The sequence below is a fragment of the Burkholderia guangdongensis genome (genome assembly GCF_013403875.1).
Lineage (GTDB): Bacteria > Pseudomonadota > Gammaproteobacteria > Burkholderiales > Burkholderiaceae > Burkholderia > Burkholderia guangdongensis.
Map to the genome: position 1 here is coordinate 70,366 of NZ_JACBNX010000008.1, position 24,604 is coordinate 94,969.

At 65.6% G+C, this 24,604-nt stretch carries 16 protein-coding genes, 1 tRNA gene and 1 pseudogene; 9 read left to right on the forward strand and 9 right to left on the reverse strand.

The features are described 5' to 3' along the window. Positions 1–2: 2 nt before the first annotated feature. Complete coding sequence (gene pbpG / locus HZI36_RS09660) at positions 3–1,130, reverse strand: D-alanyl-D-alanine endopeptidase (protein WP_179402431.1); 1,128 nt, start codon at positions 1,128–1,130, stop codon at positions 3–5. Between the two features lie 647 nt (positions 1,131–1,777). Between pbpG and HZI36_RS09665 the strand changes: the two genes are divergently transcribed. Next, a complete protein-coding gene (locus tag HZI36_RS09665) occupies positions 1,778–2,347 on the forward strand; it encodes a phasin family protein (protein ID WP_179402432.1) in 570 nt (189 codons plus the stop codon). 179 nt (positions 2,348–2,526) lie between these two features. Here the strand turns inward: HZI36_RS09665 and lpdA are convergent, their stop codons facing one another. The 3 genes from lpdA to aceE form a co-directional block, all read right to left on the reverse strand. Then, the gene (gene lpdA / locus HZI36_RS09670; protein ID WP_179402433.1) at positions 2,527–4,284 is read right to left on the reverse strand and encodes a dihydrolipoyl dehydrogenase; all 1,758 of its coding nucleotides are present in this window, start codon (positions 4,282–4,284) and stop codon (positions 2,527–2,529) included. A 273-nt stretch (positions 4,285–4,557) separates the two neighbouring features. Continuing rightward, a complete protein-coding gene (gene aceF, locus HZI36_RS09675) occupies positions 4,558–6,198 on the reverse strand; it encodes a dihydrolipoyllysine-residue acetyltransferase (protein ID WP_179402434.1) in 1,641 nt (546 codons plus the stop codon). 71 nt (positions 6,199–6,269) lie between these two features. Beyond that, positions 6,270–8,966: a pyruvate dehydrogenase (acetyl-transferring), homodimeric type gene (gene aceE, locus HZI36_RS09680; RefSeq protein WP_179402435.1), complete on the reverse strand. Its 2,697-nt coding sequence runs from the start codon at positions 8,964–8,966 to the stop codon at positions 6,270–6,272. 283 nt (positions 8,967–9,249) lie between these two features. Here aceE and fixL point away from each other — a divergent pair. The 4 genes and pseudogenes from fixL (at position 9,250) to HZI36_RS09700 (ending at position 16,061) form a co-directional block, all read left to right on the forward strand. Further along, positions 9,250–11,762 (forward strand): annotated as a pseudogene (gene fixL, locus HZI36_RS09685) (oxygen sensor histidine kinase FixL). Continuing rightward, positions 11,759–12,397, forward strand: a complete 639-nt coding sequence (fixJ, locus tag HZI36_RS09690) for an oxygen response regulator transcription factor FixJ (protein ID WP_179402437.1) — start codon at positions 11,759–11,761, stop codon at positions 12,395–12,397. The pseudogene fixL and the gene fixJ overlap by 4 nt, the downstream one beginning before the upstream one ends. A gap of 301 nt (positions 12,398–12,698) precedes the next feature. After that, on the forward strand, positions 12,699–13,553 hold the full coding sequence (gene folD / locus HZI36_RS09695) for a bifunctional methylenetetrahydrofolate dehydrogenase/methenyltetrahydrofolate cyclohydrolase FolD (RefSeq protein ID WP_179402438.1): 855 nt from the start codon (positions 12,699–12,701) through the stop codon (positions 13,551–13,553). A gap of 420 nt (positions 13,554–13,973) precedes the next feature. Then, entirely contained in the window at positions 13,974–16,061 is a 2,088-nt protein-coding gene (locus HZI36_RS09700; RefSeq protein ID WP_179402439.1) for a M3 family metallopeptidase, read from the forward strand. 96 nt (positions 16,062–16,157) lie between these two features. Here the strand turns inward: HZI36_RS09700 and dinB are convergent, their stop codons facing one another. Then, a complete protein-coding gene (gene dinB / locus HZI36_RS09705; protein ID WP_179402510.1) occupies positions 16,158–17,336 on the reverse strand; it encodes a DNA polymerase IV in 1,179 nt (392 codons plus the stop codon). Positions 17,337–17,426: 90 nt separating this feature from the next. Between dinB and HZI36_RS09710 the strand changes: the two genes are divergently transcribed. Together HZI36_RS09710 and HZI36_RS09715 are read left to right on the forward strand one after the other, a co-directional pair. Continuing rightward, positions 17,427–17,858, forward strand: coding sequence for an STM2901 family protein (locus HZI36_RS09710; protein ID WP_218883776.1), 432 nt, complete (start codon positions 17,427–17,429; stop codon positions 17,856–17,858). Then, positions 17,858–18,214 (forward strand): DUF1493 family protein, encoded by a 357-nt coding sequence (locus HZI36_RS09715; protein WP_179402440.1) that lies wholly within the window; start codon positions 17,858–17,860, stop codon positions 18,212–18,214. Before HZI36_RS09710 ends, HZI36_RS09715 begins: the two co-directional genes overlap by 1 nt. A 127-nt stretch (positions 18,215–18,341) precedes the next feature. Here HZI36_RS09715 and HZI36_RS09720 read toward each other — a convergent pair. Then, positions 18,342–18,418: transfer RNA gene (locus HZI36_RS09720), tRNA-Met, on the reverse strand. A 125-nt stretch (positions 18,419–18,543) separates the two neighbouring features. Here HZI36_RS09720 and xth point away from each other — a divergent pair. After that, positions 18,544–19,332 carry an exodeoxyribonuclease III gene (gene xth, locus HZI36_RS09725; protein WP_179402441.1) on the forward strand — a complete coding sequence of 263 codons (789 nt, stop codon included), beginning with the start codon at positions 18,544–18,546 and terminating at the stop codon, positions 19,330–19,332. 87 nt (positions 19,333–19,419) lie between these two features. Here the strand turns inward: xth and ntrC are convergent, their stop codons facing one another. From ntrC to glnA, 3 genes are all read right to left on the reverse strand, one after another. After that, complete coding sequence (gene ntrC, locus HZI36_RS09730) at positions 19,420–20,976, reverse strand: nitrogen regulation protein NR(I) (RefSeq protein ID WP_179402442.1); 1,557 nt, start codon at positions 20,974–20,976, stop codon at positions 19,420–19,422. Between the two features lie 36 nt (positions 20,977–21,012). Then, positions 21,013–22,155 (reverse strand): nitrogen regulation protein NR(II), encoded by a 1,143-nt coding sequence (gene glnL, locus HZI36_RS09735; protein WP_179402443.1) that lies wholly within the window; start codon positions 22,153–22,155, stop codon positions 21,013–21,015. A 170-nt stretch (positions 22,156–22,325) separates the two neighbouring features. After that, positions 22,326–23,741 carry a type I glutamate--ammonia ligase gene (gene glnA / locus HZI36_RS09740; RefSeq protein WP_179402444.1) on the reverse strand — a complete coding sequence of 472 codons (1,416 nt, stop codon included), beginning with the start codon at positions 23,739–23,741 and terminating at the stop codon, positions 22,326–22,328. 398 nt (positions 23,742–24,139) lie between these two features. Between glnA and HZI36_RS09745 the strand changes: the two genes are divergently transcribed. After that, entirely contained in the window at positions 24,140–24,604 is a 465-nt protein-coding gene (locus tag HZI36_RS09745; protein WP_179402445.1) for a rhodanese-like domain-containing protein, read from the forward strand.

A 24,604-nucleotide genomic window follows, 5' to 3' on the forward strand; every position in this document is an offset into this window, starting at 1 on the left:
TATCAGGTGCCGCCGGTGCCCGTATTCGCGGTCGTCAGATGCTCGGCGCCGCCGGCATCGAGCCAGTTGCGCAGGCGCGACGCGTCCGCGAAGCGCGAGTACTTGCCGTACGAATCGAGCAGCACCATCACCATCGCGCGATTGTGGATCGTCGTCTGCATCACGAGGCACTCGCCCGCTTCGTTGATGAAGCCCGTCTTCTGCAGGCCGATGTCCCACGTCGGGTTGCGCACCAGCGCGTTGGTGCTCCGGTACGCGAGCGTGCGCTTGCCGGTGAACACGTCGTAGCTCTGATCGGTCGAGAACTGGCGGATCATCGGGTACTGGTACGCGGCCTCGACCATCTTCACGAGGTCGCGCGCGGTCGACACGTTCTCGCTCGACAGGCCCGTCGAATTCTCGAAGTGCGTGTCGGTCATGCCCAGCGCCTTCGCCTTCGCGTTCATCGCCGCGATGAACGCCGGGCGGCCGCCCGGGTAGTAGCGCGACAGCGCGGCCGCCGCGCGGTTCTCCGACGCCATCAGCGCGATGTGCAGCATGTCCTCGCGCGACAGCACCGAGCCGACCGACAGGCGCGAGCCCGTGCCCTTGTCGTAGTCGCGATCCTCGTCGGACACTTCGATCTGGTCCGTCAGCGGCAGCTTCGAGTCGAGCGTGACCATCGCGGTCATCAGCTTCGAGATCGACGCGATCGGCACGACCGCGTGCGAGTTCTTGTCGAAGAGCGGCTCGTTCGTATTCTGGTCAACGACGAACGCGACGTTCGAGCGCAACGCGACCGGCGCGTCGGGCGAGTCGTGCAGGCCGAACGCCTGGTTCGCCGGCGGGCGGGGCTGGAACGCGACCCGGCGCACCGCGAGGTGATGGCCGCGCATATTCGACGCGAGCGTGATGCGCTTGCGCGCCTTCACGCGCGGCGCTTCGTCGGCGGACGACACCTTCAGCGACTTCTTCTCGGCGGAAGCGGCCGCTTTCTTCTTGGTGACGTGATGGGCCTTCGCGGTGACGGCAAAAGCGTCGGTGGGCGCGACGGCGGCAGCGGTTGCAAGCATCGCGACGGCGACCGAGACGGCCGTGCCGAGCGCCATGCTCTGCAATACTCTGCGCGGGGAAAACAGTTCGGCTTTCATTGGGGTCTGGACAAAGCGGCGGACGTAACCGCAAGTGTAGTTAAGGCTGAAAAAATAAGCAATATTAGGCACTTACCGATCATCTTTAAACCGGATTGTAAGCGTCGATCGATGAAAACAGCGATCGACCTCCCCGTCTTCATCGAAAAAAACAATGAAGACCGCGCCTCGTCACGCTCGCCTCCCGATTACCCACCGGTTAATTGAGATAACGTCACTTCGAACGCAAATTAAAGCGGGGAAACTACGTATCCGGCGCTCGGCACGCCTGACGGACCGTCACGCGGCACGCCGGCGATGACACATCGCGGCGCCCGTCGAAACGGCGCGGTTTCGACAAGAATCCTGGAACAACGTTCCACACCCCTGTTCGGTTTACCGGCCCTCATTCTGATGCGCGACAGCCCCGCCCGGATTGGTGCAGCGCGTGCCGCACTTGCTGGAATCGTTTCCAGCCCCGACCCATAAACCATTGTTCTACCGGAGAATTGTTGCATTTGTGCGACGCACAAAAAGTGCTTGACATGCGCATTGGGCGCCCTAAAATAGCATCCATTGCTGCGACGCACAAAGCGCGCAACGAAGTATCCGAGAGTAGTGCCCCTTACCTTTATGCGATCGTCGAGATCGCTCTTCAGGAGCTAGACATGTCTTTGCTGACCCCCGAGCAAATCGCCGCTGCCCACAAAGCCAACCTCGAAAGCCTGTTCAGCCTCACGACGAAGGCATTCGAAGGCGTTGAGAAGCTGGTCGAACTGAACCTGCAAGTCGTGAAGTCGACGCTCGCAGAAAGCCAGGAAAACGCGCAGCGTCTGCTGTCGGTGAAGGACGCGCAAGAACTGCTCGCGCTGCAAGCCAGCCTCACGCAGCCGATCGCTGAAAAGGCGATGTCGTACGGCCGTCACGTGTATGAAATCGCGTCGTCGACGCAAGCTGAATTCGCGAAGGTTGCCGAAGCGTTCTACGCGGACCAGCAAAGCAAGGTCCAGGCGCTCGTCGACAATGTCGCGAAGAACGCCCCGGCCGGTTCGGAAACGGCTGTCGCCGCGCTGAAGTCGGCGCTGAACGCCGCGAACACGACGTACGAAACGGTTCAGAAGGCCACGAAGCAAGCGATCGAAATCGCCGAAACGAACTTCAACGCCGCTGCTGCCGTCGCGACGAAGGCTGCTACCGCCGCCGCCGCTCGCCGCACCGCGTCGACGAAGACTGCGTAAGCAAGCGTCTCTCGCTTCGAAAAAACCGCGCGCTGCGCGGTTTTTTTTTTGGCTTCGCGTTCCATCACCCGCACGACGGACGCATCGATACAAAAAAACGGCGTTTCCCCGATCGAGGGGAAACGCCGTTCTCGCAAGATGCGGCCGACGCATGATGCATGCGCCGGCCGCGGCCGCGCTTACTTCTTCCGTTGCGGCGGCAGGTCCGTGCACACGCCTTCGTACAGCTCGGCCGCCATCCCGACCGATTCGCCGAGCGTCGGGTGCGGATGGATCGTCTTGCCGATATCCTCGGCGTCCGCGCCCATCTCGACCGCGAGGCACACTTCGCTGATCAGGTCGCCCGCGTTCAGACCGACGATGCCACCGCCGATCACGCGATGCGTTTCTTCGTCGAAGATCAGCTTCGTGAAGCCTTCGTCGCGGCCGTTCGCGATCGCGCGGCCCGACGCGGCCCACGGGAACACCGCCTTGCCGAACTTGATCCCTTCGGCCTTGCACTGCTCTTCCGTCTTGCCGGCCCACGCGACTTCCGGATCGGTGTACGCGACCGACGGAATCTGGATCGCGTCGAAATACGCCTTCTCGCCGTGCGCCGCTTCCGCCGCCACGTGACCTTCGTGCACCGCCTTGTGCGCGAGCATCGGCTGGCCGACGACGTCGCCGATCGCGAAGATGTGCGGCACGTTCGTGCGCATCTGCTTGTCGACGTCGATGAAGCCGCGATCCGTCACGGCGACGCCGGCCTTGTCCGCGCCGATCTTCTTGCCGTTCGGGCTGCGGCCGACCGCGACGAGCACCAGGTCGTAGCGCTGCGGCTCCGCCGGCGCCTTCTCGCCTTCGAACTTCACATAGATGCCGTCGGCCTTCGCTTCCGCACCGACCGTCTTCGTCTTCAACATCACGTTGCCGAAGCGCTTCGCGTTGTACTTCTCCCAGACCTTCACGAGGTCACGGTCCGCGCCCTGCATCAGGCCATCGAGCATTTCGACGACGTCGATCTCGGCGCCGAGCGTCGAGTAGACCGTCGCCATTTCGAGGCCGATGATCCCGCCGCCGACCACGAGCATCCGCTTCGGCAGCTGGCGCAGTTCGAGCGCGCCGGTCGAATCGACGATACGCGGATCTTCCGGGAAGAACGGCAGCTTCACCGCCTGCGAGCCGGCCGCGATGATCGCATGCTTGAACCTGACGACCTTCTTGCCGCCTTCGCCCTGCACTTCCATGTGATGCGGATCGACGAACGCGCCGACGCCGGTGACGACTTCGACCTTGCGCGCCTTCGCCATGCCGGCGAGGCCGCCGGTCAGCTTCTTGACGACGCCTTCCTTGAAGCCGCGCAGCGTGTCGAGATCGACTTCGGGCTTGCCGAACTTGATGCCGTGCGATTCGAGCGCTTCCGCTTCGTCGATCACGAGCGCGGTATGCAGCAGCGCCTTCGACGGGATGCAGCCGACGTTCAGGCACACGCCGCCGAGCGTCGAATAGCGTTCGACGAGGACGGTTTTCATGCCGAGGTCGGCCGAGCGGAACGCGGCCGAGTAGCCGCCGGGGCCGGCGCCGAGCACGAGCATGTCGCACTCGATGTCCGCGCCGCCGGCATAGCTGCCGGCTTGCGGTGCGGGCGCGGCTGCGGCCGGCGCCGGCGCGGCGGCCTTCGGCGCTTCGGCGGGCTTCGCGGCGGGCGCGGCTGCGCCTGCGGCGGCTTCGACGATTGCGATGACCGTGCCTTCGGAGACCTTGTCGCCGGCCTTGACCTTGATTTCCTTCACCGTGCCGGCGACGTCGCTCGGCACTTCCATCGATGCTTTATCCGATTCGAGCGTGATGAGCGTCTGCTCTTTTTCGATCACGTCGCCGGGTTTGACGTTGACTTCGATGACATCGACGCCGCTGAAGTCGCCGATATCGGGCACTTTGACTTCGATGAGACTCATTTACGTCCCCTTCTTGTTTGGGCTCTACAGACAGAGGGAAAGAAACCCGCGCATTGAACTACGGCCTGACTGGAGAACGGGGTCCTGGGCAGCACCACCTTTGCCGTCCGCCCAAGGACGCGCCTTTCTTTTGGTTACTTTTCTTTGGAAGACAAAGAAAAGTGACCGCCGCCCCGCGCAGGGGCGACACATGCAGACCGATAAGAAAACAAGTTCAACGAAGAGGCATGAGCACCACAACAAAACCCACGCCCCCGCGAGCCCCTTCGCTCATCAAAGAATCACACGCCGGAAATCGCCAAGAATCGCGGCGAGATACGCATTGAACCGCGCGGCTTCCGCGCCGTCGATCACGCGATGGTCATACGACAGCGACAGCGGCATCGTGAGACGCGGCACGAACTGCTTGCCGTCCCACACCGGCTTCATCGCGCTGCGCGACAACCCGAGAATCGCCACTTCCGGCGCATTGATGATCGGCGTGAAGTTCGTGCCGCCGATCCCGCCGAGCGACGAGATCGAGAAGCACCCGCCCTGCATCTGATCCGGCTTCAGCTTGCCTTCGCGCGCCGCCTTCGACAGATCGGTCATTTCCTTCGCGATGTCGACGAGCCCCTTCTTGTCCGCGTCGCGGATCACCGGCACGACGAGACCGTTCGGCGTGTCGGCGGCGAACCCGATGTGGTAGTACTGCTTGAAGACGAGGTTGTCGCCGTCGAGGCTCGCGTTGAACGTCGGGAATTTCTTCAGCGCGGCGACAGCCGCCTTGATCACGAACGCGAGCATCGTGAACTTCACGCCCGCCTTCTCGTTCTCCTTGTTCAGCTTCACGCGCAGCGCTTCGAGCTCCGTGATGTCCGCTTCGTCGTTGTTCGTGACGTGCGGGATCATCACCCAGTTGCGATGCAGGTTCGCGCCGGAGATCTTCTTGATCCGCGACAGCGGCTTCGCCTCGAACGGGCCGAACTTCGAGAAGTCGACCTTCGGCCACGGCAGCAGATTCAGCTCGCCGCCACCCGCCGGTGCCGCGGCAGCGCCCGGCGCCGCACGCTGGCCCGTCATCACGCCCTTCACGAAGTTCGTCACGTCTTCCTTCGTGATGCGGCCCTTCGGCCCGGTGCCCGCGACACGCGCCACGTCGACGCCGAGTTCGCGCGCGAACTTGCGCACCGACGGCGACGCGTGGCTCGCGCGGTACTCGCCGGCCGGCGCCGATGCAGCGGCCGGTGCCGCTGCCGGAGCCGGTGCAGCCTTCGGCGCAGGCGCGGGCGCCGCGGCCGGCGCAGCGGCGGCCGGTGCCGGAGCAGGCGCCGCGGCCGGCGCGGCAGCCGCCGCACCAGCGGCTTCGAGCACGACGATCAGCGTCCCTTCGGACACCGTATCACCGATCTTCACCTTCAGTTCCTTCACGACGCCGGCGGCCGGGCTCGGCACGTCCATCGTCGCCTTGTCCGATTCGAGCGTGACGAGCGACTGCTCCTTCTCGACCGTGTCGCCGACCTTCACGGCGATCTCGATCACCGGCACGTCCGTGTAGTCGCCGATATCCGGCACCTTCACCTCGAGCGTGCCGCCGCCGGCCGCTGCCGGGGCCGCTGCTGCCGCAGCCGGAGCCGGAGCCGCCGCCGCAGCGGGCGCCGCCGCCGCAGCACCGTTCGGCTGCGCGGCCGCGCCGCCGCCTTCGAGCAGGATGATCAGCGTGCCTTCCGACACCGCGTCGCCGACCTTCACCTTCACTTCCTTCACCGTGCCGGCCGACGGGCTCGGCACGTCCATCGTCGCCTTGTCCGATTCGAGCGTCACGAGCGACTGCTCGGGCTCGACCGTATCGCCCGCCTTCACCAGCACCTCGATGACGGGCACATCCTTGTAATCGCCGATATCCGGCACTTTCACTTCGATCGCTTGACTCATCTTTTCGTGTCTCCAGGGCCGCGCCCGCCCCTCGCGGGGGCGGGCCACGGCATCACTCGGCGCAGGGGGCGTTAAACGGTCATCGGGTTGGGCTTCGACGGATCGAGGTTGTACTTCGCGATCGCGTCGGCGACGACCTTGCGGTCGATCTTGCCTTCGTCGGCGAGCGCGTTCAGCGCCGCGACGGTGACCCAGTAACGGTCGACTTCGAAGAAGTGGCGCAGACGTTCGCGCGTGTCCGAGCGGCCGAAGCCGTCCGTGCCGAGCACGACGAACTTGCGATCGATCTGGCCGCGGATCTGGTCCGTCAGCGCGCGGACGTAGTCGGTCGACGCGATGACCGGGCCCTGCGTATCCTTCAGGCACTTCTGCACGTGCGACAGGCGGCGCTCCTCGGTCGGGTGCAGCAGGTTCCAGCGCTCGACTTCATGGCCTTCGCGCGCGAGCTCGGTGAAGCTCGGCACGCTCCACAGGTCGGCGGCGACGCCCCACTCGTTCTTCAGCATGTCGGCGGCGGCGATCACTTCGTTGAAGATCGTGCCCGCGCCGAGCAGCTGCACACGCGGCGCCTTCTTGTCGGCGTCGGCCTTGCGGAACGAATACATGCCCTTGATGATGTCGGCCGCCACGTGGTCGCCCTGCGGAATCGCCGGGTGCTCGTAGTTCTCGTTCATCACCGTGATGTAGTAGTACACGTCCTCCTGGTCCTGCACCATCCGGCGCAGGCCGTCCTGGACGATCACCGCCAGCTCGTAGCCGAACGTCGGGTCGTAGCTCACGCAGTTCGGCACCGACGCCGCCCACAGCAGCGAGTGGCCGTCTTCGTGCTGCAGGCCTTCGCCGTTCAGCGTCGTGCGGCCCGCGGTGCCGCCGAGCAGGAAGCCGCGCGAACGCATATCGCCCGCGGCCCACGCGAGGTCGCCGATCCGCTGGAAGCCGAACATCGAGTAGAAGATGTAGAACGGCACCATGATCTCGCCGTGCGTCGAGTACGACGTCGCCGCCGCGATCCAGTCGCACATGCCGCCCGCTTCGTTGATGCCTTCCTGCAGGATCTGGCCGGTCGTCGATTCCTTGTAGAACATCAGCTGGTCGGAATCTTCCGGAATGTACTTCTGGCCTTCCTGGTTCCAGATACCGATCTGGCGGAAGAGGCCCTCCATCCCGAACGTGCGCGACTCGTCCGGCACGATCGGCACGACACGCTTGCCGAGCGCCTTGTCTTTCAGCAGGATGTTCAGGATCCGCACGAACGCCATCGTCGTCGAGATCTCGCGGCCCTCGCCCGTGCCCTTGAGCAGCGGATCGAACGCTTCGAGCGCCGGCACCGGCAGCGACTCGGCCTTCTCGCGGCGCTGCGGCAGGTAGCCGCCGAGATCCATGCGCTGCTTGCGCATGTACTCGAGCTCCTTCGAGCCTTCCTCGAACTTCAGGTACGGCACGTCGGCGATCTGCTCGTCCGAGATCGGCAGGCGGAACTGGTCGCGGAACCGCTTCAACTGGTCGACCGGCAGCTTCTTCTGCTGGTGCGTGATGTTCATCGCCTGACCGGACTCGCCCATCCCGTAGCCCTTGATGGTCTTCGCGAGGATGACGGTCGGCGCGCCCTTCGAGTTGCTCGCCTCCGTGAACGCCGCGTAGATCTTGTGCGGATCGTGGCCGCCACGGTTCAGGTTCCAGATGTCGTCGTCGGACCAGTCCGAGACGAGCGCCTTCAGTTCAGGCGTGTTGAAGAAGTGCTCGCGCACGAACGCGCCCGATTCCGACTTGTACGTCTGGTATTCGCCGTCGACGACGTCCATCATCCGGCGCATCAGTGCACCCGTCTTGTCGCGCGCGAAGAGGGCATCCCAGCGGCTGCCCCAGATCACCTTGATCACGTTCCAGCCGGCGCCGCGGAACTCCGATTCGAGTTCCTGAATGATCTTGCCGTTGCCGCGCACCGGGCCGTCCAGACGCTGCAGGTTGCAGTTGATCACGAACACGAGGTTGTCGAGCTTCTCGCGGCTCGCCATCCCGATCGCGCCGAGCGATTCCGGCTCGTCGGTCTCGCCGTCGCCGAGGAACGCCCAGACCTTGCGGCCGGCCGTCTTCGCGAAGCCGCGCGCCTCGAGGTACTTCATGAAGCGCGCCTGGTAGATCGCCATGATCGGGCCCAGGCCCATCGACACGGTCGGGAACTGCCAGAAGTCCGGCATCAGCCACGGGTGCGGATACGACGAGATCCCCTCGCCGCCGACTTCCTGGCGGAAATTGTCGAGCTGGTTTTCGGTGAGGCGGCCGAGCAGGAACGCGCGCGAGTACACGCCCGGCGACGAGTGGCCCTGCACGAACACGAGATCGCCGCCGTGCTCGGCGGACGGCGCGTGCCAGAAGTGGTTGTAGCCGACGTCATAGAGCGTCGCGGCCGACGCGAACGACGCGATATGGCCGCCGACGTTCGTGTCCTTGCCCGCGCGCAGCACCATCGCGAGTGCGTTCCAGCGCGTGTACGAGCGGATCTTGTGCTCGATTTCCTGGTCGCCCGGAATCTTCGCCTGGGCTTCGACCGGAATCGTGTTGATGTACGGGGTGTTCGCGGAGAACGGCAGATGCTCGCCACGCAGGCGCGCGAATTCGATCTGCTTTTCAATCAGGTAGTGGGCGCGACCCGTGCCCACCGAGGAGATCACGCCGTCCAGCGACTCGAGCCATTCGACGGTTTCCTGAGGATCGTCGTCACGTTCGGCGGCGACATATTTCATCACTTCGTTCGGTACAGCGGACATTCTCGTCTCCTGGGTCCTGGAATGATGTGAGGGTATGAGGTGGCACGCGTCGCGGACAAGCCCGGTCGGCCGTCAGCGGCAAGCTCCTGCGGATTGTAATGAGGGCTCGCGTCCCGGCGCAACAAAATTTTCGAATTATGAGATCATTTTTTACTATACAAAAAATAAGCGCGGCGCACCCTCGAAATCTGGCATGCCGTTGTCAGGTCGTCCGACAAATTCGTTTCCGTTCAACCCGTCCCGTATAGGTTTTCCCTTAATTGCGCTGCGCTACAATCCTGCCATGTTGACCGATCGGCTTTTCGCACGCTCGGCGCGAAAGTCCGGCCCATCGGCGGACTCGCAGCCGGCCCGCTGGCACCACGGACCGTGGTGGTCCAATTCGTATTTGCTCACGCCGCTTCTGTCGATCCTCGTTTTCCTGGTGGTGATGAGCCTCATTCTATGGAGCCTGAACCGCCGCGAACAGCAGCAGCAAGAGGACACGCTGTTCCGCAACGTCGCGTGGGCGCAGCAGCAGATCCGCCTGTCGATGACGGGCGCGCAGGAGCAATTGCAGGCGCTGTCGCGCGATCTCGCATCGGGCCGCCTCGACCAGCACGGCTTCCAGATGGCCGTCGCGGACGTGATGCAGACGCACCCCGAGATCCTCTACCTGAACTGGTACACCGCGCCCGGCACGCAGCGCTGGCCGAACCTGCAGCCGCCCGCGCTCGGCCAGCGGCTCAACCGGCCGAACGACGCGCAGATGCAGGATGCGATCCGCAGCCAATATGCGCAAGCCCGCGACACGCGCCGCCAGGTCTACTCCCCGCTCCTCTACGACGACTTCGGCAACGGCTACCTGACGCTGCAGACGCCCGTGGTCCGCGACCGCGACTACCTCGGCTCGATCGCGGCCGTGTTCTCGGTCGAGGGGATCCTGAAGCACGACATCCCGGCCGAGCTGTCGTCGAAGTACAAGATCTCGATCACCGACGCGAACAACCGCGAGCTGTCGTCGACGTCGTCGCGGCCGCGCCTGCCGCGCGACTCGCACTACGACCTGCCGCTCGACCCGCCCGGCCAGGGGCTGACCGTGCGCGTGTATGCGTTCCCGCAGCTGACGAACCTGACGAACAATACGCTCGTCTGGCTCGTCGCGGGGCTGTCGTGCTTCGTGCTGTGGAGCCTCTGGAGCCTGTGGAAGCACACGCGGCAGCGTTTCGAGGCGCAGCAGGCGCTGTACGCGGAGGCGTTCTTCCGCCGCGCGATGGAGAATTCGGTGCTGATCGGCATGCGCGTGCTCGACATGCACGGCCGCATCACGCACGTGAACCCGGCGTTCTGCCGGATGACCGGCTGGGACGAGAGCGATCTCGTCGGCAAGACCGCGCCGTTCCCGTACTGGCCGCGCGACGCGTACCCGGAAATGCAGCGCCAGCTCGACATGACGCTGCGCGGCAAGGCGCCGAGCTCCGGCTTCGAGCTGCGCGTGCGGCGCAAGAACGGCACGCTGTTCCACGCGCGGCTTTACGTATCGCCGCTGATCGACAGTTCGGGCCGGCAGACCGGCTGGATGTCGTCGATGACCGACATCACCGAGCCGAAACGCGCGCGCGAGGAGCTCGCCGCCGCGCACGAGCGCTTCACGACCGTGCTCGAAAGCCTCGACGCGGCGGTGTCGGTGCTCGCGTCGGACAAGGCCGAGCTGCTGTTCGCGAACCGCTACTACCGCCATCTGTTCGGGATTCGCCCGGACGGCCACCTCGAGCTGTCCGGCGGCGGCTTCGACCGCACGCAGACGTCGTTCGACTCGATCGACAAGGTCGACACGTTCGCGGGCCTGCCCGCCGCCGTGCTGACGGACGGCAGCGCGGACGCGCAGGAGGTGTACGTCGACAGCATCCAGAAGTGGTTCGAGGTGCGCCGCCAGTACATCCAGTGGGTCGACGGCCACCTCGCGCAGATGCAGATCGCGACCGACATCACGACGCGCAAGAAGGCGCAGGAGCTCGCGCACCAGCAGGAGGAGAAGCTGCAGTTCACGAGCCGGCTGATGACGATGGGCGAGATGGCGTCGTCGATCGCGCACGAATTGAACCAGCCGCTCGCCGCGATCAACAACTACTGCTCGGGCACGCTCGCGCTCGTGAAGAGCGGCCGCGGCACGCCCGAGACGCTGCAGCCGGCGCTCGAGAAGACCGCGCAGCAGGCGCTGCGCGCCGGGATGATCGTGAAGCGGATTCGCGAGTTCGTGAAGCGCAGCGAGCCGAAACGGCAGCCGGCGCGCGTCGCGGACATCGTCGCGGACGCGATCGGGCTCGCGGAAATCGAGGCGAGAAAGCGACGGATCCGGATCGTCACGGAAATCCTCGCAAGAATGCCTATCATTTATGTCGACCCCGTATTGATCGAGCAGGTGCTCGTGAACCTGATGAAAAACGCCGCCGAGGCGATGGCCGACGTGAAGCTGCCGTCCGTGGACGGCACGATCCGCGTGACCGCGACCATCGACTCGGGCTTCGTCGACATCCGCGTGATCGATCAGGGGCCGGGCGTCGACGAAGCGACCGCCGAGCGCTTGTTCGAGCCCTTTTACAGTACCAAATCGGACGGCATGGGGATGGGGTTGAACATCTGCCGGTCGATCATCGAATCGCATCGCGGGCGTCTGTGGGTGGTGAACAACGTCGAGCCGGACGGCCGGATTTCCGGCGCGACGTTCCACTGCAGTCTGCCCATTGGGGAACCCGAGGATCTCGGCCGTGGGGGGTCTGAGCCATCGGCATCACAACTGTTACGGGAGAACTATGAATAGCCCTGTCACCACCACTCAGGAAACCGTCTTTGTTGTCGACGACGACGAGGCCGTGCGCGATTCGCTGCGCTGGCTGCTGGAGGCGAACGGCTATCGCGTGCAATGCTTCTCGAGCGCCGAGCAGTTCATCGATGCCTATCAGCCGACGCAGCAGGCCGGCCAGATTGCGTGCCTGATTCTCGACGTGCGAATGTCGGGGATGAGCGGGCTCGAGTTGCAGGAACGCCTGATCGCCGACAATGCCGCGCTGCCGATCATCTTCGTGACGGGCCATGGCGACGTGCCGATGGCCGTGTCGACGATGAAGAAAGGCGCGATGGACTTTATCGAGAAACCGTTCGACGAGGCGGAGCTGCGCAAGCTCGTCGAGCGGATGCTCGACAAGGCCCGCAGCGAGAGCAAGAGCGTCCAGGAGCAGCGCGCGGCGAGCGAGCGCCTGTCGAAGCTGACCGCGCGCGAGCAGCAGGTGCTCGAGCGGATCATCGCCGGCCGCCTGAACAAGCAGATCGCCGACGATCTCGGCATCAGCATCAAGACGGTCGAGGCGCACCGCGCGAACATCATGGAAAAGCTCAACGTCAACACGGTCGCCGACCTGCTGCGCCTCGCGCTGTCGAAGAAGCAGGCGTAAGCGCCGCCACGGGCCGGCGGGCCGGCGCCTGCCGGCCGGTTCGACGTCGGGCACGGTGCCGTCTGGGCCAAACATTCGGGCCAAACATTCGGGCCACTCATCCGGCTCAAGCGCCCGGCCCGATCCGCACCGCCGGTCCGGTCGCCCACGCCCGTTGCGCCGCCTCCCCGGCGGCGCCGATGGCGCTTCATGCGCATTCCCCGTCGGACGGCGACAAGCGAACGGTATAATTCCGTGTTTTGCTGCGACGCAACCTCGGCGCCGCACGCCCCGCCTCCCAACCTGCTAGCAGAACCCCACGATGACAGCCCTTCTGATCGACGGCAACGCCCTTTCGAAGACCCTGCGCGCCGAAGCCGCCGCACGCGCCGCCGCGCTGACCGCGCGCGGCCACCAGCCCGGCCTCGCCGTGATTCTCGTCGGCGACAACCCGGCGAGCGAAGTCTACGTACGCAACAAGATCAAGGCGTGCGAGGACAACGGCTTCTTCTCGCTGAAGGATCGCTATCCGGCGACGCTGTCCGAGGCCGACCTGCTCGCGCGCATCGATGCGCTGAACCGCGATCCGAAGATCCACGGGATTCTCGTGCAGTTGCCGCTGCCGAAGCACATCGACAGCCACAAGGTGATCGAGGCGATCGCGCCCGGCAAGGACGTCGACGGCTTTCACGTCGCGAACGCCGGCGCGCTGATGACCGGCAAGCCGCTGTTCCGTCCGTGCACGCCGTACGGCGTGATGAAGATGTTCGAAGCGCACGGCATTGCGCTGTCGGGCGCGAACGCGGTCGTGATCGGCCGCTCGAACATCGTCGGCAAGCCGATGGCGATGATGCTGCTCGAAGCGGGCGCGACCGTCACGATCTGCCATAGCAAGACGCGCGATCTTGCCGCGCACACGCGTGAAGCCGACATCGTGGTCGCCGCGGTCGGCAAGCGCAACATCGTGACCGCCGACATGGTGAAGCCGGGGGCGACCGTGATCGACGTCGGCATGAACCGCGACGACGCCGGCAAGCTGTGCGGCGACGTCGACTTCGAGGGCGTGAAGGAAGTCGCCGGCCACATCACGCCGGTGCCGGGCGGCGTCGGCCCGATGACGATCACGATGCTGCTGATCAATACGATCGAAGCGGCCGAGCGGGCGGCTGCGGCCTGAGCCTTTCCGCCCGCCGGCGCGCGGGCCGACCGCATGCGTCCGGTAGGCACGCATCGGCGCAGGTCGTATCCCGCATGTCGGTTCGCATCTCGGCCCGCATTTCAGCCCGCATTTCAGCCCGTATCGCAACCCGTATCGCAGCCTGCATATCGGCCCGCGTCTCTGTCCACATAGCGGCCCACATCGCGCCCCGCCATCACCCTCTTCCACGCGCCACGCGCGCGATCCCGTCCTCGATCGCGCGCGACGCGGCAGCCCGCCACCGCACGCCGGCCCCGATCCTCACGCGCGCCCCAATCGCGCCGTTAGAAACTATCGATTGGAAACCGCGCGATGCGCCCCAATAATGTCGGTATCGGGCGCCACGGCGCCCGCTCGCCTTACCATCCCGGCCCAACACGCCACAAGACAGGGAGTCCTATGTCCGCCAGCGCCAACACCAATCCGCTTCTCGATTTCTCGGGCCTGCCCCGCTTCGGCGAAATCCGTCCCGACCACGTAACGCCCGCGCTGGACGCGCTGCTCGACGCCGCGAACCGCGCGGTCGACGCCGCCAGCGCGCCCGGCACGCCGGCGACGTGGGGCGACGTCGTCGAGACGGTCGAACGCGCGACGGAGCCGCTCGGCCGCGCGTGGGGCGTCGTCGGCCATCTGAACGCGGTGGCCGACACCGCCGAGCTGCGCGTCGCTTACGGCGAGAACCTGCCGCGCGTGACCGAATTCTGGTCGAGCGTCGGCCAGAATCTCGCGCTGTACGAGAAGTACAAGGCGATCGCCGCAAGCGCCGAATACGCGACGCTCACCGTCGAGCGCAAGAAGATCCTCGACAACGCGCTGCGCGACTTCCGCCTGTCGGGCGCCGAGCTGCCCGAAGACCAGAAGCCGCGTTTCGCCGAGCTGCAGGAGCGGCAGGCGGCGCTGTCGAAAGCGTTCTCCGATCACGTGCTCGACGCGACGAACGGTTACGCGTACTTCGCGCCCAGCGAGGACGAGCTCGCCGGGCTGCCCGCCGACGCGATCGAGGCCGCGCGCGAAGCCGCGCAGAAGGATGGCAAGGACGGCTGGAAATTCACGCTGCACTTCCCATCGTACTTCCCGGTGCTGCAGTACGCGAACAATCGCGCGATGCGCGAGACGCTGTACCGCGCGTACACGACGCGCGCGTCGGAGCTCGGCCCGCAGTACGGCGGCGGCAAGATCGACTGGAACAACACCGGGATCGTCGCCGACGAACTGAAGCTGCGTCGCGAGGAAGCGCAGATGCTCGGCTACCGGAACTTCGCGGAGGTGTCGCTCGCGCCGAAGATGGCCGAATCGCCCGCGCAGGTCATCGCGTTCCTCGAGGATCTCGCGGTGCGCGCGCGTCCGCATGCGGAACAGGACTGGGACGAGCTGCGCGCGTTCGCCGCGAACGAGCTCGGCCTCGCCGAACTCGCGCCGTGGGACGTCGCCTATGCGGCGGAGAAGCTGCGCGAGCAGCGCTACGCGTTCTCGGAGAACGAGGTCAAGCAGTATTTCCCGGAACCGGCCGTGCTGAAGGGCCTGTTCACCGTCACCGAAACGCTGTTCGGCGTGCGGATCAAGCCCGACGACGCGCCGGTCTGGCACCCGGACGTGCGCTTCTTCCGCGTCGAGAACCGCGACGGCTCGCTCGTCGCGCAGTTCTATCTCGACCTGTACGCGCGCGAAGGCAAGCGCGGCGGCGCATGGATGGACGACGCGCGCTCGCGCGCGAAGCGCGGCGGCGACGTGCAGACGCCGGTCGCATACCTGACCTGCAACTTCTCCGCACCGGTCGGCGGCAAGCCCGCATGCTTCACGCACGACGAGGTGATCACGCTGTTCCACGAGTTCGGCCACGGGCTGCATCACATGCTGACGCGCGTCGACGAGCTCGGCGTGTCCGGCATCAACGGCGTCGAGTGGGACGCGGTCGAGCTGCCGTCGCAGTTCATGGAGAACTTCTGCTGGGAGTGGGACGTGTTGACGTCGATGTCGTCGCACGTCGACACCGGGTTGCCGCTGCCGCGCGAGCTGTTCGACAAGATGCTCGCCGCGAAGAACTTCCAGAGCGGGCTCGGCACGCTGCGGCAGATCGTGTTCTCGATGTTCGACATGCTGCTGCACGTCGACTTCGATCCGGCCGGCGCGCTCGGCGTGAACGACTTCGCGCGCGAGATCAACGAGCGCTTCCACGTGATCCCGCAGGCGCCGTTCTCGCGCTGGCCGAACACGTTCAGCCACATCTTCGCGGGCGGGTATGCCGCCGGCTACTACAGCTACAAGTGGGCCGAGGTGCTGTCGGCGGACGCGTACGCGGCGTTCGAGGAAGCCGCGAAGGCGAGCGGCAGCGTGCTCGACGTGGCGACCGGCACACGCTATCGCCGCGAGATCCTCGAGGTCGGCGGCAGCCGGCCGGCAATGGACTCCTTCAAGGCGTTCCGCGGCCGGGAACCGGAGATCGACGCGCTGCTGCGTCACAGCGGGATGGCCGCGCCCGCGCACTGAGCCCGCCCGCTTCGCGCCGGCATCGGGAAAAGCACCGCGAGTTGCAGTTGGCGAATTGATACTCGCGAATTGCAGCTGAATTCGGCGGTGCTTTTGTTATCTCCCCGGCGGTTCGGGCTCCTCGAACAGCGCGATCTGCCCGTGCCGCTCGGGCGTATCCTCGTCGATCCGCACGCCGACGCCGAGCAGCCGCACCGGCTGCGCGCGCCGCGCGAAGCCCTTCGCGAGCAGCACGAGCGCGGTATCGACGCTCGTCGCGTCGGCCACGCATTCGACCGTCGTGCGCCGGAAATCGGCGAAGCGGATTTTCACGTACAGCTTGCGGATCGACCGCGCGGCGCCCGCGCGCGCGATCCGCGCGTCGAGCTGGCCGGTCAGCTTGCGAATCTCGGCCGCGCATTGATCGAGCGTCGTCAGGTCGGTCACGTAGGTCGTCTCGACGCTGACCGATTTGCGCTCCTGGTCGGCGTCGACAGGCCGATCGTCGATCCCGCGCGACAGTTCGAACAGGCGCCGCCCGAACGCGCCGAACGCGTGATGCAGATCGAACAGCGACCACGTGCGCAACTGCGCGCAAGTTTCGATGCCGAGCTTCTCTAGCCGCGCCGCGGTGACCTTGCCGACACCGTGCAGCTTGCGCACCGGCAGCGCGGCGACGAACGCGTCGACCTCGTGCGGCCGCACGACGAACAGGCCGTCCGGCTTGTTCCAGTCGGACGCGATCTTCGCGATGAACTTGTTCGGCGCAACGCCCGCCGACACCGTCACGCCGACCGTGTCGCGCACGCGCTCGCGGATCTCGCGCGCGATCAACGTCGCGCTGCCCTGGCAGCGTTCGGTGCGGCTCACGTCGAGATACGCCTCGTCGAGCGACAGCGGCTCGACGTCGGGCGTGTAGTCGCGGTAGATCGCCATGATCAGCCGCGACGCGGCGCGGTACTTGTCCATCGCGGGCGGCAGGATCAGAAGATCGGGACACTTGCGCATCGCGAGTGCGGACGACATTGCCGAATGTACGCCGAACCGACGCGCGTCGTAGTTGCAGGTCGCGATCACGCCGCGCTGGTCCGGGCGGCCGCCGACCGCGAGCGGACGGCCGCGCAGCGACGGATCGTCGCGCATTTCGACCGACGCGTAGAAGCAGTCGCAATCGCAATGGATGATCTTGCGCGCGCGCGGCGGCGGCGGCGCGTCGCTCGGAAGCGGCGCGGACGGATCGGCAGAGGGGACGAGGGTCGCGTTCACGGTGTCGATACTGTACAAAAACCCAGTAATCGAGACAAGCGCCTGCTTTGTTGCAGTCGTAGTCGGCGCGAACTTGCGCCTGCTAGAATGGCCGCGCCGTCCTATTTCATATGAATAAATATGGCGAACACCTACATGTATGCTGGCCACTCGGATCTGACGCCGGCTGAACTGTTCTTTTTCATCGCAGCACAGGAAACGTGCGAGCAGATTGGAATCAACGACATCGAGGGCGTTGTCCTGGTTCTATCCGGCTGGCCAATCCTCCCAACACGCGGAAAGTTTGCCGGAGCAACTAAAGGAACGTCCGTTGCCTCCGTCATGGCGCGCTCGCTCTTCCGTTTCCAGTTGAAGCGGCGCGTCCTTCCAACACTCACGCTGGAAAGCATCAAGTCCTTCCGCATCATTTTGACCCGCAAGCTGAGCGTGTTCGTCGGTCGGGCGGTGCCCGGGTTAGGGTGGGTGCTGCTCGCACGCGACGCGTTCATGATCGTCCGCAACACGGTTGTCAAATACAACCGATTGGCCAAGCCCGAGGACCGGGTGCTCTGATGGAGAACGTATCCTGGGACGCGGTGACAGCGTTCGTGCGGACGGAGGTTGGCCTTGGCCCGTCGAAACCCTTGACCCATAACACAAGGCTCCGGGAAGACCTTGGCCAGACCGGCGACGAAGCCAACGATCTCATGGGTCATTTTTTTGAACGGTTCGAGGTCGATCCGGGCGACTTCGATTTTCACCGTTACTTTCTTATGGAAGGTGAGGGACTGCTGTATTCGCTGTTCCAGCGGTGGGTCATGCGAAAACCCCACACATTCCAACGTGAACCGATCACGCTTGCCATGCTTTACCAGGCGGCCCGCACCAAACGGTGGGATTCTCGTGCCATGCCGAAAGGAGACATATGAGCAAAACTATCGAAGTCAGGGCGGAATGCGTCGCTGATCGGCCTCGGTTTTCGCAACGCGCGTAGCACCGCCCGGAAAGCAAAAAGCCCTGATTTCAGCGTGAAATCAGGGCTTTTTACGTAATGCTTGGTTGCGGGGGTAGGATTTGAACCTACGACCTTCGGGTTATGAGCCCGACGAGCTGCCAGACTGCTCCACCCCGCGTCAGAGAAATAAAAGTATAGGGTTGTTAAGCACTCACGTCAATACTTTTCTCCGTTTTCTGCATCCCACGGTTTTTTCATCGCGCGCGGTAAGATGGCGGCCTTCCGCACACTTCCCTTCCGTCCATGAAAATCGCCACCTGGAACGTCAACTCGCTCAACGTCCGCAAGCAGCACGTGCTCGACTGGCTCGCGCAGAGCCAGACCGACGTGCTGTGTCTGCAGGAGCTGAAGCTCCCCGACGAGAAATTCCCGCGCGCCGATCTCGAAGCGGCCGGCTATCGCTGCTGGTTCGCGGGCCAGAAGACCTACAACGGCGTCGCGATCCTCGCGCGCGACACGCTGCCGTACGAAGAAACGGACGTCGTGCGCAACATCCCCGGCTTCGACGATCCGCAGCAACGCGTGATCGCGGTGACGATCGCCGGCGCGCGGATCATCTCCGCGTACTTCCCGAACGGCCAGGCGCTCGATTCCGACAAATTCACGTACAAGATGCAGTGGCTCGACGCGCTGAACGCGTGGCTGCGCGACGAACTCGCGCGCTACCCGAAGCTCGCGCTGCTCGGCGACTACAACATCGCGCCCGAAGACCGCGACGTCCACGATCCCGCGAAATGGGAAGGCCAGAATCTCGTGTCGCCGCAGGAGCGCGCGCATTTCGCGCAGCTCGTCGGGCTCGGGCTCGTCGACGCGTTCCGCCGTTTCGAGCAGCCTGAAAAAACCTTCACGTGGTGGGACTACCGGATGTTCGCGTTCCGCCGCAATGCGGGCCTGCGGATCGACCATATCCTGCTGTCGCCTCCGCTCGCCGACGCCTGCTCGTCATGCGAAGTCGACCGCACGCCGCGCACGTGGGAGCAGCCGTCCGACCATACGCCGGTCGTCGCGCAAATCGATCCGCCGGCTGTCTGATCCGGCGGATTCACGCAAAACGGGGCGCCACAGGCGCCCCGTTCTTCTTGCTCCGTGCGACACACTCACCGCACGCTCACCGCGCACTTACGACTCCAGATGCAGCTCCTGGATCTTGCGCGTGATCGTGTTGCGGCCGATGCCGAGCCGTTCCGCCGCCTCGACCTTCCGCCCGCGCGTGAAATCGAGCGCCTCGCGAATCACCGCGGCCTCGAAGCGGCGCGCGAGCTCGTCCATCACGTCGGCCGAGTTCTCGCGCAACAGCCGCGCGACTTCGGTGCGCAGTCCGTGCTCCCACATCGGATAGCCGCCGGCAGCGCCGCTGTTCGGTGCCGCGCCGGTTACAGCCCCGGCGGCCGCAACCGGCGCGCCACCGACGCCGAAGGCCGGCGAACCCGCCGACGCCGCGTCCGTGCCCGCGCCCGCCGCATCGGCCAACTCGGCCGTCGCCGCGCCCGGCATGCCCGGCGTACCTGACCCGGCGGCCCCCAGCGGCACGAGATCCGGCGGCAGATCCTTGATCTCGACCGTCTGCGCGGGCGCCATCACCGTCAGCCAGTTCGCAAGGTTCTCGAGCTGCCGCACGTTGCCGGGAAACGACAGCGACGTCAGGTACGCGAGCGCGTCGTCCGACACGCGCTTCGGCTCGACGCCGAGATCGCGCGCGCTCTTCTGCAGGAAGTGCCGCGTGAGCAGCGCAATGTCCTCGGACCGCTCGCGCAGCGGCGGCAGCCGCAGGCGGATCACGTTGAGCCGGTGATACAGATCCTCGCGAAACAGCCCCTGCCGCACGCGCGATTCGAGATTCTGGTGCGTCGCCGCGATCACCCGGACGTTCGCGCGCAGCGGGCTGTGCCCGCCGACGCGATAGAACTGGCCGTCCGACAGCACGCGCAACAGTCGCGTCTGCAGGTCGAACGGCATATCGCCGATTTCGTCGAGGAACAGCGTGCCGTTCTCCGCCTGCTCGAAGCGGCCCTGGCGCGTGGTTTGCGCGCCGGTGAACGCGCCGCGCTCGTGGCCGAACAGTTCGGATTCCAGCAGATCCTTCGGAATCGCCGCTGTGTTCAGCGCGATGAACGGCCCGTTCGCACGCGGGCTATGCCGATGCAGCGCGCGCGCGACGAGCTCCTTGCCGGTGCCCGATTCGCCGGTGATCAGCACCGTCGCGGCCGAGTGCGACAGCCGGCCGATCGCGCGGAACATGTCCTGCATCGCGGGGGCCTGGCCGAGCATCTCGGGCGCCTCGGCGACGCGGTCGTCGGCCGGCGCGCCGCCGCGCAGGCTCTCCTCGACCGCGCGGCGGATCAGCTCGACCGCCTTGTCGACGTCGAACGGCTTCGCGAGATATTCGAACGCGCCGCCCTGGAACGCCGCAACCGCGCTGTCGAGATCGGAGAACGCGGTCATGATGATCACCGGCAGCCCCGGCAGCCGGTCGTGCATCGCCTGCAACAGCTCGAGGCCCGAGCCACCCGGCATCCGGATGTCGGACACGAGCACCTGCGGCGTCTCATGGTCGAGCGCGGCGAGCGCGTCGCGCACGTTCGAAAAGCTCTTCGTCGCGAAGCTCTCGCGGGCGAGCGCCTTTTCGAGCACCCAGCGGATCGATTGGTCGTCGTCTACTATCCAGATCGGCTTCATAGGTCGGTCAGAAGTATCGGTAAAGCGGTGGGCCGCTCAATGGTCCAGCGGCAGCAAAATCTGAAACTCGGTGCGCCCGGGCCGGCTCTCGACCTCGATCATCCCGTCGTGCTGCTGCACGAACGTCTGCGCGAGCGTCAAGCCGAGGCCGCTGCCGTCCTCGCGCCCGGACACGAGCGGATAGAAGATCCGGTCGCGAATCTCGTCGGGGATGCCGGGCCCGTTGTCGATCACACGCAAGTCCAGTGCCAGCTTGTACAGCCGTTTCGCGATCGTGACCTTGCGCGCGATCCGCGTGCGCAGCGCGATCCGCGCGTCGCCCTGCGCGATCCGCTCACGCAGCGCCTGCGCGGCATTGCGCACGATGTTCAACAGCGCCTGGATCAGCTGTTCCTTGTCGCCGCGCAGGTCGGGCACGCTGACGTCGTAGTCGCGCTCGATCGACAGCCCACGCGGAAACTCCGCGAGCATCACCGCGCGCACGCGCTCGCAGACCTCGTGGATGTTCACGTCGCCGACGATGTGCGGATGCCGGTGCGGCTCGAGCAGCCGATCGACGAGCGTCTGCAGCCGGTCGGACTCCTTGATGATCACCTGCGTGTACTCGCGCAGCTCGCCGCGCTCGCGCTCGCCGAGCTCGAACTCGAGCAACTGCGCGGCGCCGCGGATGCCGCCGAGCGGATTCTTGATCTCGTGCGCGAGGTTGCGGATCAGCTGCTTGTTGACCGCGGTCAGGTCGTGGATCCGTTCCTCGCGGTCGGTACGCGACTGCCGTTCGTTCTCGAACAGCTCGACGAGCACGAAGTCCTGAGCGGTCTCGAGGAAGCCGACGATCGCGTGCACGTGCAGCGGCTCGCGGCCGGGCCGGTCGAGCACGGTGTCGAGATGCGTCGCGTGGAAGCGCTCCTCGCCGATCGCGGTGATCGTCGCCGCGAGCTCGCTCGCGTTCGGGAAGATCTCGCCCCACGGCCGCTGCGCGAGCTGCCGGCGCGAGATCGCGAGCATCGCCTCCGCGGACGGGTTCGCGAATGCGATCTCGAGCGTCTTGCGGTCGAGCACGAGCACGACCGTCGGCAACGCCTCGAGCCCGGCCAGCAGACCGGACCGCGCGAGCCGCTCGTCTTCCGTCAGACGCTCGGGCTGGCCCAACCTCGCCTTGATCAGATTCTTCAGGACCATCTTGCGTGCATATCGCGCTCGACACGCGCCCCAAAATATTCGTGGAACAAAAAAGGGACGGCTGGGCGCCGTCCCCTTTCAGTGTCCGCTGCCTGCGTCGCGCACGCACGGCGCAGGCTCGCCGGAACGGCGGCGCTTCGGTCGCGGATGCGTCGAAGCGCCATCGCCGCTTACAGCGAGTAGTACATCTCGAACTCGACCGGATGCGTCGTCATGCGGAACTTCGCCAGTTCCTGCTCCTTCAGGCCGAGGTACGCATCGATCAGGCCGTCGGTGAACACGCCGCCGCGCGTCAGGAACTCGCGATCCTTGTCGAGCGCTTCGAGCGCCTGGTCGAGGCCCGCGCAGACGGTCGGGATCTTTGCATCCTCTTCCGGCGGCAGGTCGTACAGGTTCTTGTCCGCGGCTTCGCCCGGATGGATCTTGTTCTGAATGCCGTCGAGACCCGCCATCATCAGCGCGGAGAAGCACAGGTACGGGTTCGCCAGCGGATCCGGGAAGCGCGTCTCGATACGGCGGCCCTTCGGATTCGACACGTGCGGAATCCGGATCGACGCCGAACGGTTGCGCGCCGAGTACGCGAGCTTGACCGGTGCCTCGAAGTGCGGGACGAGACGCTTGTACGAGTTCGTACCCGGGTTCGTGATCGCGTTCAGCGCGCGCGCGTGCTTGATGATCCCGCCGATGTAGTACAGCGCGAGCTCCGACAGGCCGGCGTAGCCGTTGCCCGCGAACAGGTTCTGACCGTCCTTCCAGATCGACTGGTGCACGTGCATGCCCGAGCCGTTGTCGCCGACGACGGGCTTCGGCATGAACGTCGCCGTCTTGCCGTACGAGTGCGCGACGTTCTGGATGATGTACTTCGACCAGATCGTCCAGTCGGCGCGCTCGACGAGCGTCGAGAACTTCGTGCCGATTTCGTTCTGGCCCTGGCCCGCGACTTCGTGGTGGTGCACTTCGACCGGAATGCCGATCTGCTCGAGCAGCAGGCACATTTCCGAACGCATGTCCTGGAACGAGTCGACCGGCGCGACCGGGAAGTAGCCGCCCTTCGTGCCCGGACGGTGGCCCGTGTTGCCGCCTTCGAATTCCTTCGCCGACGACCACGGCGCTTCTTCCGAGTTGATCTTCACGAACGTGCCCGACATGTCGGTGTTCCACTGCACCGAGTCGAAAATGAAGAATTCCGGCTCCGGACCGAAGTAGGCCGTGTCGCCCAGGCCCGTGCTCTTCAGGTACGCTTCGGCGCGCTTCGCGAGCGAGCGCGGATCGCGCTCGTAGCCCTTGCCGTCGGCCGGCTCGACGACGTCGCAGGTCAGGACGAGCGTCGATTCCTCATAGAACGGGTCGATGAACGCGGCGTTCGGATCCGGCATCAGCAGCATGTCCGATGCTTCGATGCCCTTCCAGCCGGCGATCGACGAGCCGTCGAACGCATGGCCGCTCTCGAACTTGTCGTCGCCAAACGCCGACACCGGCACCGACACGTGCTGCTCCTTGCCGCGCGTATCCGTGAAGCGGAAATCGATAAATTTGACATCCTCATCCTTCACGAGCTGCATCACGTCGCCGACGGTTTTAGTCATAACCTCTTCTCCTGATTGAACAAATACAGGCGGACTGGGACCGCCTCCTTTATCGAGCTGGTCGGCGCGCCAGCGAACCGCGCACCGATTCGACCGAATCTATATAGCAGCTTCCATGCCATGCATGCGCCAGATCGGCGCAGGCCGCGCTGATGCACGCCGGGACGGGGCTTCGCCGCGCAATTCCGGCGCTTCGCGCGCGACGGGCAAGCCGACTGACGCACAATGTTGGTGCAATCACTGCCGCCCCGCACCGGGAAAGCCCCGTATTGGGGCGAGCGCGTCATTTTGCACCTTTTCCGGGCTTGCGTGTGCGCGTCGCGTCGTCGCCGGGCCGGTCGGCGGGTGGCGGGCGCCGCGCTAGAATGTTCGTTTGATCGATACGGAGACCTCCTGCAATGACCACGCTCGAACAGCTTTACGCGAAGGCCGACGAACGCCGCGCGCAAGGCTCGCTGAACTACGCCGGCGCGCTGCTGCCGGCCGAGGCGTTCGAACTGCTGCAGCTCGACCCGTCCGCGCGCCTCGTCGACGTGCGCACGCGCGCCGAGCTCGACTGGGTCGGCCGCCCGCTGGTCGGCGACGGCCAGTACGTGCACATCGAATGGACGCGCTACCCGGGCGGCGTGCCGAATCCCGACTTCATCGCGCAACTGCAGGCCGCCATGCAACCCGGCACGCCGATCCTGTTCCTGTGCCGCAGCGCCGCGCGCTCGAAGCTCGCCGCGGTCGCGGCCATGCAGGCCGGCTTCACGAAAGCGTACGACCTGCTCGAAGGCTTCGAGGGCGGCAAGGACGGCGAAGGCCACCGGAAGACGGTCGACGGCTGGTGCCGGCACAAGCTGCCGTGGATCGGCGCGTAG

Excerpts from the sequence above, each read along its gene's own strand:
- pbpG (WP_179402431.1), bottom strand. The coding sequence starts at position 1,130 with ATGAAAGCCGAACTGTTTTCCCCGCGCAGAGTATTGCAGAGCATGGCG.
- HZI36_RS09665 (WP_179402432.1), top strand. The coding sequence starts at position 1,778 with ATGTCTTTGCTGACCCCCGAGCAAATCGCCGCTGCCCACAAAGCCAAC.
- lpdA (WP_179402433.1), bottom strand. The coding sequence starts at position 4,284 with ATGAGTCTCATCGAAGTCAAAGTGCCCGATATCGGCGACTTCAGCGGC.
- aceF (WP_179402434.1), bottom strand. The coding sequence starts at position 6,198 with ATGAGTCAAGCGATCGAAGTGAAAGTGCCGGATATCGGCGATTACAAG.
- aceE (WP_179402435.1), bottom strand. The coding sequence starts at position 8,966 with ATGTCCGCTGTACCGAACGAAGTGATGAAATATGTCGCCGCCGAACGT.
- fixJ (WP_179402437.1), top strand. The coding sequence starts at position 11,759 with ATGAATAGCCCTGTCACCACCACTCAGGAAACCGTCTTTGTTGTCGAC.
- folD (WP_179402438.1), top strand. The coding sequence starts at position 12,699 with ATGACAGCCCTTCTGATCGACGGCAACGCCCTTTCGAAGACCCTGCGC.
- HZI36_RS09700 (WP_179402439.1), top strand. The coding sequence starts at position 13,974 with ATGTCCGCCAGCGCCAACACCAATCCGCTTCTCGATTTCTCGGGCCTG.
- HZI36_RS09710 (WP_218883776.1), top strand. The coding sequence starts at position 17,427 with ATGGCGAACACCTACATGTATGCTGGCCACTCGGATCTGACGCCGGCT.
- HZI36_RS09715 (WP_179402440.1), top strand. The coding sequence starts at position 17,858 with ATGGAGAACGTATCCTGGGACGCGGTGACAGCGTTCGTGCGGACGGAG.
- xth (WP_179402441.1), top strand. The coding sequence starts at position 18,544 with ATGAAAATCGCCACCTGGAACGTCAACTCGCTCAACGTCCGCAAGCAG.
- ntrC (WP_179402442.1), bottom strand. The coding sequence starts at position 20,976 with ATGAAGCCGATCTGGATAGTAGACGACGACCAATCGATCCGCTGGGTG.
- glnL (WP_179402443.1), bottom strand. The coding sequence starts at position 22,155 with ATGGTCCTGAAGAATCTGATCAAGGCGAGGTTGGGCCAGCCCGAGCGT.
- glnA (WP_179402444.1), bottom strand. The coding sequence starts at position 23,741 with ATGACTAAAACCGTCGGCGACGTGATGCAGCTCGTGAAGGATGAGGAT.
- HZI36_RS09745 (WP_179402445.1), top strand. The coding sequence starts at position 24,140 with ATGACCACGCTCGAACAGCTTTACGCGAAGGCCGACGAACGCCGCGCG.